The sequence below is a fragment of the Streptomyces sp. NEAU-YJ-81 genome (assembly GCF_017592595.1).
Taxonomy (GTDB): Bacteria; Actinomycetota; Actinomycetes; order Streptomycetales; family Streptomycetaceae; genus Streptomyces; species Streptomyces hygroscopicus_B.
In genome coordinates, this window is sequence record NZ_JAGFNO010000005.1 from 109515 (window position 1) to 120848 (window position 11334).

11 protein-coding genes and 1 pseudogene are annotated in these 11334 nt (G+C 69.3%); 3 read left to right on the forward strand and 9 right to left on the reverse strand.

Annotated elements, in window-relative coordinates:
* Positions 1-16 precede the first annotated feature (16 nt).
* The 3 genes from J5X86_RS14095 to J5X86_RS14105 all read left to right on the forward strand — a co-directional run bounded on the left by J5X86_RS14095 (position 17) and on the right by J5X86_RS14105 (position 1758).
* A complete protein-coding gene (locus J5X86_RS14095) occupies positions 17-286 on the forward strand; it encodes a hypothetical protein (protein WP_208517531.1) in 270 nt (89 codons plus the stop codon).
* Positions 271-1386 (forward strand): AI-2E family transporter, encoded by a 1116-nt coding sequence (locus tag J5X86_RS14100; RefSeq protein WP_208517110.1) that lies wholly within the window; start codon positions 271-273, stop codon positions 1384-1386. The genes J5X86_RS14095 and J5X86_RS14100 overlap by 16 nt, the downstream gene beginning before the upstream one ends.
* Positions 1387-1518: 132 nt before the next feature.
* Complete coding sequence (locus J5X86_RS14105; RefSeq protein ID WP_014059174.1) at positions 1519-1758, forward strand: DUF6411 family protein; 240 nt, start codon at positions 1519-1521, stop codon at positions 1756-1758.
* Between the two features lie 40 nt (positions 1759-1798).
* On the opposite strand, the gene J5X86_RS14110 is transcribed toward J5X86_RS14105, so the two are convergent.
* From J5X86_RS14110 to J5X86_RS14150, 9 genes and pseudogenes are all read right to left on the reverse strand, one after another.
* On the reverse strand, positions 1799-3439 hold the full coding sequence (locus tag J5X86_RS14110; protein ID WP_208517111.1) for a thiamine pyrophosphate-binding protein: 1641 nt from the start codon (positions 3437-3439) through the stop codon (positions 1799-1801).
* Positions 3436-4221, reverse strand: coding sequence for a cyclase family protein (locus J5X86_RS14115; RefSeq protein ID WP_208517112.1), 786 nt, complete (start codon positions 4219-4221; stop codon positions 3436-3438). The genes J5X86_RS14110 and J5X86_RS14115 overlap by 4 nt, the downstream gene beginning before the upstream one ends.
* 182 nt (positions 4222-4403) lie before the next feature.
* The gene (locus J5X86_RS14120; RefSeq protein ID WP_208517113.1) at positions 4404-4781 is read right to left on the reverse strand and encodes a DUF4267 domain-containing protein; all 378 of its coding nucleotides are present in this window, start codon (positions 4779-4781) and stop codon (positions 4404-4406) included.
* Between the two features lie 251 nt (positions 4782-5032).
* A pseudogene (locus tag J5X86_RS14125) lies at positions 5033-5917 on the reverse strand (ThuA domain-containing protein); the annotation flags it as partial.
* Between the two features lie 270 nt (positions 5918-6187).
* Positions 6188-7183 carry an aldo/keto reductase gene (locus tag J5X86_RS14130; RefSeq protein WP_208517115.1) on the reverse strand — a complete coding sequence of 332 codons (996 nt, stop codon included), beginning with the start codon at positions 7181-7183 and terminating at the stop codon, positions 6188-6190.
* Between the two features lie 105 nt (positions 7184-7288).
* Complete coding sequence (gdhA, locus tag J5X86_RS14135) at positions 7289-8635, reverse strand: NADP-specific glutamate dehydrogenase (RefSeq protein WP_208517116.1); 1347 nt, start codon at positions 8633-8635, stop codon at positions 7289-7291.
* Between the two features lie 71 nt (positions 8636-8706).
* Complete coding sequence (locus tag J5X86_RS14140; RefSeq protein WP_208517117.1) at positions 8707-9282, reverse strand: TetR/AcrR family transcriptional regulator; 576 nt, start codon at positions 9280-9282, stop codon at positions 8707-8709.
* Positions 9283-9314: 32 nt separating this feature from the next.
* Complete coding sequence (locus J5X86_RS14145; protein ID WP_208517118.1) at positions 9315-10484, reverse strand: pyridoxal phosphate-dependent aminotransferase; 1170 nt, start codon at positions 10482-10484, stop codon at positions 9315-9317.
* Positions 10485-10510: 26 nt separating this feature from the next.
* Positions 10511-11308, reverse strand: a complete 798-nt coding sequence (locus J5X86_RS14150) for an SDR family oxidoreductase (protein WP_208517119.1) — start codon at positions 11306-11308, stop codon at positions 10511-10513.
* Positions 11309-11334: the final 26 nt, after the last annotated feature.

The window sequence follows — 11334 nt, forward strand, 5'->3', positions numbered from 1 at the left end:
CACCGCCCACGGCACCTTGCGCATCGCCCAAGTCGCTTGTGGCACGGTCGAGTTGGACACCTCCTACAGCACCATCGAGACCCGTGTCCGCGAGTCCGTGGTCACCTGGCTCGACGTCAACTCCGGCCATGGGCAGGCGCGCAAAACGCTCACCGCCTCCGAGACCCGGAGAAGATCACCGGCCGTCAGTCCCCGCGGACAGCGGCGGCGTGGCTTCCCGGCGAGGGTGCGCCTGGACAGCGGCAATAGCCATGGGGTACGGGTGACCTCATGCCTCCCACGTTGAGTTCAACGAAAACCCGCGTCGCGCTCCGCCAATCGGCGCGTATCTCCCTTGAGTTGCTTCTGGTCCTCGTCATGACCACGGTGGTCCTGTGGGGCCTGGGCCAGATGTGGTCGGTGGTCTGGCCACTCGTCGTCGGACTGCTCCTTACGACGCTGACCTGGCCCGTGGCCCGCTTTCTGCGTGGGCTCGGGTGGCCGCCCGCGCTGGCCGCCTCGGTCGTGACCGTGCTGTTCCTCCTGGTCGTCACGGGCATCGTGGCGCTGATCGCGGTACCGGTGGCGTCCCAGTCCGGCGAACTGACCGACCGTGTGACCGAAGGCATCCAACAGGTGCGTGAATGGGCCGCCGGGCCACCGTTGAACATCAGCGATGACCAGATCACCAAGGCCACCGACACCGCGGCCGACCGGCTGCAGAGCAGTGCCGGCAGCTTGGTCACCACTATCGTCACGGGGGTGAGCACGGTGATCGATGGTGTGGTCACCGCCGTCCTCGCGCTCTTCTTGATGTTCTTCTTCCTCAAGGACGGTCCGCGGTTCCTGCCGTGGCTCGCCCGCCAACTGCCCGGTCGGCTCGCCACCGACATCCCCGTGGTGGCCGCGCGCGGTTGGGACACTCTGGGCGCCTTCGTGCGTTCCCAGGCGTTGGTCGGCCTGCTCGACGCCGTCCTCATCGGACTCGGTCTGTGGGCCTTGGGAGTGCCGCTGGTGCTGCCGCTGGCGGTCCTGACCTTCATCTGTGCGTTCGTGCCCATTGTGGGGGCCTTGTTCGCGGGTGCGGTCGCGGTGCTCATCGCGTTGGTGTCCAACGGCTCGACGGACGCACTGATCACCCTCGCGATCATCGTCGTGGTGCAGCAGTTGGAAGGCAATGTGTTCCAGCCCATGATCCAAAGCCGCGGGCTCGGGCTGCACGCGGCAGTCATCCTGCTGGCGGTGACGTTGGGCAGCAGCCTGGCCGGGATCGTGGGCAGTCTGCTCGCCGTACCGGTCGCCGCGCTGATCGCGGTGGTCTGGAACTACTTGCGCGAGCAGCTCAGCCACCCGCCGGAGGAGCTGGAGAGCAACGAGCAACACGCCGGTGGCGCTGTCGTGTCGTAGACCCTCGGTGTCGGCGCCGACAGTCGGCGCCGACACCGAAAGCGCATCGGGCGCTGCCGTCCGAGCGGTGGCGCATGCGGTCGGGCAGGCGGGGTACTCGGCAGGCCCACTTCGTATGAGGAGTACTTCGCCATGATTTTCGGCATTGTCGGCATCTGCGTCCTACTGGCCGTGCTGGCCTTCCTGGTCCCGCGCCTGTCCCGGCACCCCGAACGGGGCACCCAGCGCACCCTGGGCGCCGGATCACGCGCCGGTGGCAAGGCTCCCGGCATCCTGGGGCGGATCCTCAGCAAGCCCTTCCGCAGCAGCTCCAAGGCGGTCGGCCGCAGCGGCTCCGCCGGTCGGCGGGCCCGAGGCCGCATGCCGTTCTAGACAGAAGTCATGGGGGCGGGAAGTCGCGGGCCCCGATGGCTCAGTGACCGCGGAACGCCTCCTCCAGCCACCAGGCCCCATGGTCGCCGACCACCTTGGCATCGATGAGGAGTGGCGCGGACCGTGGTCCGGCGACCCAGTCCTCGACGGCCTTGAGGTCCGCGGGCGTGCGTACGGTCACCGCCTCGAAGCCGTACCCTCGCGCCACGGCGGCGATGTCCGTCGGCGGGAACTCGACCGTGTCGAGCGGATATCCGCCGGGCTTGAAGTGGTGCACCTCCGCTCCGTAGGCGTCGTCGTTGTAGACGGCGACCACCATCGGCAGCCCGAGACGGCGTACGGTGTCGAGTTCGGCGGCGCTCATCAGCGCGCCGCCGTCGCCGAGCGCGGCCACGGGCAGCCGGTCCGGCCGCGCCAGCGCCGCGCCGATGGCCGTCGCAAGGCCCAGGCCGATCGACTGGAACGCCTGGGTGAAGCACAGGCCGTTGTGGTCCGGAACGGACAGATACATGGTCGGGTAGCCCATGAAGTTTCCGGAGTCCACGCCCATCACCCGCTCGGCGGGGAGGATGTCGTCGAGCGCGATGCTCAGCGTCCTCGGGTCGATCCGTTCACGGCTGCTCTCGTCCTCGTACGGCACATCCCGCCACCGCACCCGCCCGGCGATGGCTGCCCCGATGTCGGCGCTCCGGTAACCCTCCCGTTGCCGTCCGGGCGTATCGAGCACCTGCCGCGCCGTGAGTTCCACATCGCCGGTGACGCCGAGGTGCACCTCCCGGTGCACACCGAGCGCCGAGGCGTCGTCGTCGACCTGGACGACGGTCGTGTCCGGACCGATCAGCCGACCGTGCCGCATCGTCCACATATTCAGCGCGCAGCCCCAGCCCACGATCAGATCCGCCCCCTGGATCAGCTCTGCCGTCAGGGGGGACGAGAAGCCGCCGGACACGTCGAGCGACCACGGGTCGTCGTGGAACAGTCCGCGGGCGACGGCCGACGTGGCCAGCAGCGCACCGTGGCGCTCGGCGAGCGCCGTGAGGGCATCTCGGGCGCCGGGCGCGCGCGATCCCCGGCCGGCCACGAAGACCGGACGTCGCGACCGCTCGAGCACCTGCGCCAGCGCCGCCACGTCGGCCGGTACCGGCTCGACCCCGGTCCGTTCCGGCGGCGGCGCGGCCAGGGCCGGTGCGTCGTCGGGCGCGGCCAGGGCCTGCACGTCCAACGGGAGGTTGAGCAGCACGGTGCGCCGTTCGTGCAGGGCGCGTCGCACCGCGGTGCATGCCTGCTCGACCGCGTCCTCCGCCGACGTCACACGCGCCGTGACCGCGCCCACCGCATGCGCCAGCGCCTCTTGGTCGACGGAGAAGTTGGACCTCGGCTCGGTCGCCTCGGCCGCCAGCACGAGGAGCGGCGTACGGCTCTTGGCCGCCTCGCCGATACCGGTGATGGCGTTCGTCAGTCCGCACCCCTGATGCACGGTCAGCGCGGCCACCGTGCCGCTCATCCGCGCGTAGGCATCCGCCATCGTGGCCGCGCCGCCCTCATGGCGTGCGGCGACGAACCGGGAACCCGCCGCCACCATGGCATTGGTCAGATGGAAGTTGCCCGAGCCGACCACCCCGAATACATGGTCGACACCTGCCGCGGACAACGCCCGGCCGACGGCTTCCGCGACCTTCATGAGCGCTCCACCAGCGCGAGCACCCGCGCGGGAGCCCCGGATCCGGTGACGATGGGCAACGGCCCCGCGATGATGACGGCGCCGGTCGGTGGCAGCGCCGAGAGATTCCGCAACTGCGTCAGCCCGTACTTGTCACTGCCCATGAGATAGGAATGACAGGGGAAGGCCGGGTCGAACGAAGGCGCCTGTCCGGCGTCGGTGCCCACCGTTTCGACACCGAGGCCGATCACCGGCGACTCCTCCGCCACCCACCGAGCGCATTCCGGTGCCAGGCCAGGGGTGTGCGGACCGCTCGCGTCGGCGTTGAGGAACGGCTCCTGTGCGTGCGAACGGGCGTCCCAGCCGGTACGCAGCAGCAGCCAGCCGCCCTCGGGCAGCGGCTCGTTCTCGGCCTCCCATGCCTTCACATGGTCCACTTCGACGAGGAAGTCGGGGTCCGCCTCCGCCTCGGCGGAGAAGTCCAGCACGGCCGCCGGTGCGATCAGCCGCCCTGCCGGAACCGACGCCACGTCGGTGAGGTCCTTCCCGGTGACCCAGTGGTTCGGCGCGTCGAAGTGCGTGCCCGTGTGCTCACCACTGTGGAAGTTGTTCCAGTACCAGGCCGGTCCCCGGTCGTCGTACCTGCTGATCTCCTCCAGTTCGAACACCGCGGTCTGGCCGAACTCGGCGGGCAGCTGGATCACCGGCGTGGAGGACGACAGGGGCGAGGTGAGGTCGACGACTTCGATCGCACCACTTCGCAACCCGGTTGTCAGGGCGGCGAGGACGGATTGGGGGGACATGACGGCCTCCTGCACATGAGGGCTGATCGTGTGCCGTTTGTCAATGCGTCACTGCAGGTCGTAGGGGCCCGGCGGGGTCCGCAGGTGCGCTGGGTGCGCTGGGACTCTACCCGAGTGATCATCACTGGTGTATCAGGTGACGCGGAATCCGCCGCCGGTTCCCGTGGTGCCGCCGCATGCGGTTACGCGACGAGCAGGAGCACGCTGATCGCCAGCATCACCACGGCTGTGCCCCCGTGGATGCCGTAAACGGCGGCCTTGGGCCCGTTGCTGCGCCGCACGATCAGCGCGTCGCCGACGGGTATGCCGGTGGCGGCCAGCATGAACCAACCCAACAAGTGGGATGTCGCTCCGGCCAGCAGGATGAAGAGGAAGACCCCCGAGGCGATGTCGCGCACGGCCTTGACGGTCAGCCAAGCCTGGAAGTTCCGGTCCTCGGTCGGCGTGCCGGGTATGCCGAAGTCGACGGCGGCCCGCGGTGCCCAAAAGGCGCGCGCGCCCACGAAGATGATGCCTGCGCCGATCAGACCGGCGAGCACGTTGGCGACATTGATGAGCATCAGATTGCTTCCCCCTCGATGACAGCACCCGCAGCGATTTCTAGCGGTGCTAGTGATGACAGTGACGATAGCTCTAGTATCGGCAGCATGTCTAGCGTTGCTAAGATGTCGTCATGTCGGCCGGAAACGAAGGTGGCCGCCCCGGATTTCCGGGGCGGCCTGGGCGGGGGTGGGCGGGAGTCGGGCTCCCGGGATGTCCCCGCGGGTTCTGGATGGTGCGGGGGCTACTTCTGCGTCATGGGCGTTCGGGCGGATTCGGGGGTGGAGGTGGTCGGTGACTGGGAGCCGCTCGCGCCACCGAGCCACTTCAGGCCGTCGAGGAGGAAGCGGTTCTGTGTCTCGCTCGCGAAGGTGGACGACAGGGGGGTGTTGGTGTCGTAGTCCATCGCGTTGTGGCCGAAGTTCGCGTACAGCATCTTGTACTTGTTGTTCGTCCACAGGATCGGGTAATAGCCGCTGTACCAGGTCTGGTTGGGGTCGGTGCCGAGCGGGAAGCTGCTCGGGTCGACGGAGGCCAGGATCTTGATGTCCGGGTTCTGCCGCAGGTCGTTCGACCAGCTGTACCACTCGCTGACCGACGAGGTGAAGGTGGCGGGCAGGGCCTTGGTGGACGGGTGTGTCCGGTCCTCGACCTTCAGGGTGGCCGTGGTCGGACCCCAGGTGTTGGACTTGAAGTTGCCGCTGCCGAGGAACTCATTGTGATACCAGGGCCAGCTCTGCGCCTCGGTGGTGAAGGCCGCCACGTGGAACCCCATCCAGGCGCCACCCGCGCGCATATAGCGCTCGAAGCCGGCACGTTGGGCGGAGGTCTGCGGCAGGTCGTCGAGGAACAGCACCACCTTGTAGTCGTCGACCCCGCCGTCGGCGAGCAGGTTCCAGTTGTTGCTCGCCGTGTAGGTGAAGCCGTTCTGTGCCGCCTGCTGGGGGAACCACTCGTTCGCTTCGTGGACGAAGTTGATGTGGGCGGCGTCCCACGTTCCGTTGTACAAGGCCAGGACCTTGAACGGCGCGGCCGCGCTGCGCGCCGTCGCGTGGACGGGGGCGACCGCCAGGCCCAGCAGCGTGGCCAACAGCACCAGCAGCCGTATGGCCACGGATGCCGTCCTGGGCGATCCGATGTCTCTGCTCTCCTGCATGTGTGCTCCTCGCTGTGCGGATGTTGCCGCTGTCACGGGTGGGGGATCTGGACACCGACGGCCAACGCCGACACAGCTGCGGAGCGGGTTTGTCCACCATCGCAGAGGCACGGCTTTTCGCAGACGGGCGATGGGTGAAATTAAAGGTCTGAACCAGACACGTCAAGAGATGAAGCAAGAAGAGCACGATGGTGAGGTTCGCCTGAAGAAGTCGAACGCGCCCTATGTCGCTCCGTGGACCTTCTGTCGCCGCCCGGCCGGGATCCGCGCTCAGCGCCCCAGGATCCGGTCGACGTCGGCCATCTGCCCGGCGGTGAGCGGCCCCTTCGCGATGGCGCCCGCGTTTTCCTCGGCTTGGGCGACCGTACGGAAGCCGGGGATCGGGATCGTCCGCGGGCTACGGGCCCAGATCCAGGCGAGGGCGCCCTGGGCGAGGGTGCGGCCGTCGCTGGTGAGAATGGACCGCAGGGCGTCGACGCGCTGGAGCCAGGCCGGGTCCGCGCCCGTGTTCGCGAGGAAGCCCGGCAGCCAGGCGGGGGGCGCGTTGCGGATGTCCGCGTTGTCCAGGGCGCGCCCGGGTGTGTGTTTGCCGGTGAGCAGCCCCATGGCGAGGGGGCTGCGGTTGATGCTGGCGAGGTCCGACTCCGCGCAGAGGGCGAGGAGTTCGGGCGCGTCCTGGAGGATGTTCAGGCGGTGCTGGACGGCCGCGCAGTGCGTGCCCTGGGCGAAGACGGCGGCCCGGGCGGGGTCATCGGTGCTCCACGCGTACGCGCGGATCAGGCCCTCGCGCACCAACTCCTCGCAGATGACGCGAAGTTGGGCGGCGCGTTCGGGGTCGGCGTCGGAGATGTGGAGTTGGTACAGGTCGACGTGGTCCGTGTCCAGGCGCCGCAGTGAGGCGGTCAGGGCGCGGCGTAGGTGTTCCGGGGAGTCGTCCTGCCCGTCGCAGATGCGGGTCCGCTCGTCGAAGAGGTTGCCCCATTTCGTCGCGATGACGACGTCGGTGCGGTGCTTGCCGAGGGCGCGGCCGAGCAGGCGTTCGCTGTGGCCGGTGCCGTACGCGTCGGCGGTGTCGAAGAAGGTGACGCCGAGGTCGAGTGCGCGCTGAATCGCCCGTACGGACTCCTCGTCGTCGACCTTGCCCCAGCCCAGGGGCTGCCCGTCGGCTGACTGCCACTCACCGCCGATGGCCCAGCAGCCGAAGCCGAGAGCGCTCACCTCGATGCCGCTGCGGCCCAGTGTTCTGTTGTGCGCCGTGGTCTCCATGGCCGTGGACAGTAGGAGTTGGAGCGCACACGAAGGCAAGCCCTGGCGAGGTTGCCTTCGTGTGCACGAGGTTGCCTTCGGGTGCGACGTCGGGTGCGCCGTGGGTCAGATGACTCCCTGGGCCAGCATCGCGTCCGCGACGTGGCGGAAGCCCGCGGTGTTGGCGCCGAGCACGTAGTCCTCGGCGTCACCTCCGTAGATCTCGGCGGAGGCGCGGCACTGGGCGTGGACCTGCCGCATGATGCCGGCGAGCTGGTCCTCGGTGCGCTCGAAAGTCCAGCGGTCGCGGGAGGCGTTCTGCTGCATCTCCAGCGCGGAGGTGGCGACCCCGCCCGCGTTGGCCGCCTTGCCCGGGCCGAAGAGGACCCGCGCATCGCGGAACACCTCGACCGCCTCGGGTGTGCACGGCATGTTGGCGCCCTCGGCCACGGCGAGCACACCGTTCTTCACCAGTGCGGTGGCGTCCTGCTGGTGCAGCTCGTTCTGGGTCGCGCACGGCAGGGCGATCTCGCACGGCACGTCGAACACCGACCCCCGGTCGGAGAACCGCGCGCTCGGCTTCGCCTCGGCGTAGGCGGAGAGCCGGGCGCGGCGCACCTCCTTGATCTCCTTGAGCAGGGCCAGGTCGATGCCGTCCTCGTCGACCAGGTAGCCGGAGGAGTCGGAGCAGGCCACCACGAGGCCGCCCATGGCGTGGACCTTTTCGATGGCGTAGACGGCGACGTTTCCCGACCCGGAGACCACGACCCGGCGTCCGTCGAAGCCCTGACCGCGGGTGGCGAGCATCTCCTGGGCGAAGTAGACCGTGCCGTAGCCGGTGGCCTCGGTACGGGCGTGTGAACCGCCCCAGCCGACGGGCTTGCCGGTCAGCACACCGGCCTCGTAGCGGTTGGTGATCCGCTTGTACTGGCCGAAGAGGTAGCCGATCTCACGGCCGCCCACTCCGATGTCCCCGGCGGGCACATCGGTGTGCTCGCCCAGATGGCGGTACAGCTCGGTCATGAAGGACTGACAGAACCGCATCACCTCCGCTTCCGAGCGGCCCTTGGGGTCGAAGTCCGACCCGCCCTTGCCGCCGCCGATCGACAATCCGGTCAGCGCGTTCTTGAAGATCTGCTCGAAGCCGAGGAACTTCACGATGCCCAGATTGACGCTCGGGTGGAACCGCAGGCCGCCCTTGTACGGTCCCAGGGCGCTGTTGAACTCCACCCGGAAACCGCGGTTGACCTGCACCGTGCCCTGGTCGTCCACCCATGGGACCCGGAACATCAGCTGTCGCTCCGGTTCGCACAGCCGCTCCACGATCCGGGCGTCCGCGTACTCCGGGTGCGCCTTGAGTACGGGGCCTATGGCGTGCAGGACTTCGTGCGCCGCCTGGTGGAACTCCGCTTCCCCGGGGTTCCGGCGGCGGAGGGTGTCGTAGACGGCTTCGATCTGGGCACTGACGTCCATGTGGTGTCTCTCTGTTCAGGTGTGGGCGAGCCGGGTGTGGATCCGTGGGCCGTGCGGTTGCCGCGCCCAGATTAGGGGCTTGGGGCGGACCAGCCGATCAGCCCGCCGCGCAGGGCGGCCACGAGGCGGGTGGCCGCCTCGTCCTCGGTACGTCCGCTCTTGATGAGGTCGAGGATGTCCCGCGGATCGAACAGCGCGTTCCACAAATACAGGGCCTCGTCCCCGAGATCCCCTAGACCGAGTTCCTCGGTGGTCTGCCGCAGCGGTTCGGTGAGCGCCTCCGCCTGCGGGGTGAGATAGCCGGTGCCCTCACGCAGCCGTTCGAGATAGCCGCGGTGCGACCGCATCTGTGCCATCGCACCGCCGTGTTCCAGCACGAGGGAGACCCAGTACCGCGACACCGCTTCGAGCCTCACCATGCCTCGCGTGGTCTGCCGGCTGCTGAAGTCCCGTAGCTCGGAGCCCACTTGGGCCCGGAACGCGTGCAGGATCTCCTCGACGGAGGAGAAGTGCCGGTAGGCCGTCGCGGTGGACACCTCGGCGTGCTTGGCGATCTCGGCCAGGCTGACCGGCGTCGGCGAGTTCTCGAACAGCAGCGCGGCGGCCTTGATGAGGTGCCTGCGGTTGCGCTCGGTGTCACTGCGCATGGGTCGACTCCTCGTCGGGTGGGGGACGGCGTTCACCGCAGGGCCGACAGACCCTCGGCCAGTCGGCGTACGCCCTCGGTGATGGCCTGCGCGCTGGCAGCGTACGACAGCCGGAGGTGCCCCTCGCCCTGGGCGCCGAACTCGCTTCCGGGCCGGACGGCGACGCCGTGGGCACGGAGGGCCGCGACGACCTCCACCGAGGGCAAGTCCAGGTCGTAGCGCGGGAATTGGTAGAACGCGCCCTCGGGCGAGCTGAGCGTGAGGCCCGGGATCGCGGCGAGTTCCGTACGCATGATGTCGCGCCGCTGCTCGTACGCCTCGCGCATGCGGGCCACGTCCTCGTCGCAGCTTCGCACCGCGGCGAGCGCGGCGTCCTGGACGAAGGTGTTCACCGAGCCGTTGAAGGTGTTGTGGATGCGTGCCGACGCCTGGATGAGCGCCGATGGGCCCCACAGGTAGCCGACGCGCCAGCCGGTCATGGCGTAGCTCTTGGAGAAGGTCTGGCAGTACACGGTGCGGTCGCGCAGGCCGTCGAGCGAGATCGCCGAGGTGAACGGGCGGCCGGTGTAGTCGAGGTCGGAGTACGCCTCGTCGGAGATGACGATGGTCGAGGTGGCGTCGAGCAGATCGGCGAGCGCTTCGAGTTCCTCGGGGCTGTGCACGATGCCGGTCGGGTTGCTGGGATTGCAGAAGACGAAGAGCCGGGCGCCGGTGAGGGCGTCGGCGAGCCGGTCGAGGTCCCAGTGCAGGTCCGGCGCGAGCGGGACGGGCACGACGGTGCCTCCGGCCATGCTGACCAGGTCGGCGTAGAGGGAGTAGGTGGGGTCGGGGATGACCACCTTGTCGCCGGGGTTGACGATGCCGAGGATCGCGGCGGCGAGGCCGGCGGTCCCGCCCTGTGTGATCAGGATGTCCGCGGCACTGACCGCTGTCCCGGCCAGGCCGGTGAGCTTCTCGGCGAGCGCCTCGCGCAGTGCCGGTTCGCCGAGCAGCGGTGAGTAGTGGGTGCGTCCGGCGCGCAGCGAGGCGTGGGCCGCCTCGGTCACCAAGTGGGGTGTGTCGAAGTCGGGTTCGCCCATGGCGAGGGAGACGAGGTCGCCCCGCGACTGCGGTTGCTGCGTCCGGCGGGAGGCGGCCGCGATCCGGGCGACGGCCTCCGCGGTGGCGAACCGGGGCGGCTGCGTGGTGATGGTGGGCGGCATGCGCTCCTCCTGATGGTGCGGGTTGGTCAGGCCTGCGGTGCGGCGTCGGCGGGTGCGCCCGCCCAACGGCTGATCTCTAGGTCGGCGGAGGTGTCGCGCTGTCGCGTGGGGGCGACGACGATCTCCTGGAGGACGACGCGCTGGGGAAGGGTGATGGCGAGGCGGATGGCCTCGGCCACGTCCTCGGGCTGCACCATGTTGGCGCGTTCCTCCGGCTTCGGGGGCCGGGCGCGGTTGTCGAGGATGGGGGTGTCCGCTTCACCGGGGAGCACGGTGATCGCGCGCAGCCCCTGGTTGCGGAAGGTGTTGTGCAGGAAGGTCATGAAGTTGCGGACCCCGGCCTTGGCCGCGCCGTAGGCGGCGCCGCCGAGCAGGTTGGGGTTGACGGCGGCGAGCGAGGAGACGGTGACGATCGTCCCGCCGCCGCGGCCGAGCATGTCGGGCAGCACGGCCTGGGCGAGCTGGAAAACGGCCGTGAGGTTCACCTCGATGACGTGGCGCCACTCGTCGTGAGGGAGCCACTGCGGGTTGAGCACCGTCGAGGAGCTGCCCGCGTTGTTGACGAGGACGTCGACGGGGCCGAGTTCGGCGTGGACCCGGTCGAGGACCCGTGTCACATCGTCGGCACTGGTGACATCGGCCGCGAGGGCGAGGGCCGTGCCGCCCTCGTCGCGGATGGTGGCCGCGACGGCGTCGAGCGCCTCCTGTCTGCGCCCGAGCAGCACGACGGTGGCGCCGTCCTGGGCGAGCAGCCGCGCGGTCTCCAGGCCCATCCCACTGCCCGCTCCTGTGATGAGCGCGGTCCTGCCGGACAACGTCGTCACCGTTCCTCCTCCACCACACAAATGAG

What these genes read in the sequence shown, in the direction of transcription:
- J5X86_RS14105 (WP_014059174.1), top strand. Translation starts at nt 1,519, where the DNA reads ATGATTTTCGGCATTGTCGGCATCTGCGTCCTACTGGCCGTGCTGGCC.
- J5X86_RS14120 (WP_208517113.1), bottom strand. Translation starts at nt 4,781, where the DNA reads ATGCTCATCAATGTCGCCAACGTGCTCGCCGGTCTGATCGGCGCAGGC.
- J5X86_RS14110 (WP_208517111.1), bottom strand. Translation starts at nt 3,439, where the DNA reads ATGAAGGTCGCGGAAGCCGTCGGCCGGGCGTTGTCCGCGGCAGGTGTC.
- J5X86_RS14145 (WP_208517118.1), bottom strand. Translation starts at nt 10,484, where the DNA reads ATGCCGCCCACCATCACCACGCAGCCGCCCCGGTTCGCCACCGCGGAG.
- J5X86_RS14130 (WP_208517115.1), bottom strand. Translation starts at nt 7,183, where the DNA reads ATGGAGACCACGGCGCACAACAGAACACTGGGCCGCAGCGGCATCGAG.
- gdhA (WP_208517116.1), bottom strand. Translation starts at nt 8,635, where the DNA reads ATGGACGTCAGTGCCCAGATCGAAGCCGTCTACGACACCCTCCGCCGC.
- J5X86_RS14100 (WP_208517110.1), top strand. Translation starts at nt 271, where the DNA reads ATGCCTCCCACGTTGAGTTCAACGAAAACCCGCGTCGCGCTCCGCCAA.
- J5X86_RS14115 (WP_208517112.1), bottom strand. Translation starts at nt 4,221, where the DNA reads ATGTCCCCCCAATCCGTCCTCGCCGCCCTGACAACCGGGTTGCGAAGT.
- J5X86_RS14140 (WP_208517117.1), bottom strand. Translation starts at nt 9,282, where the DNA reads ATGCGCAGTGACACCGAGCGCAACCGCAGGCACCTCATCAAGGCCGCC.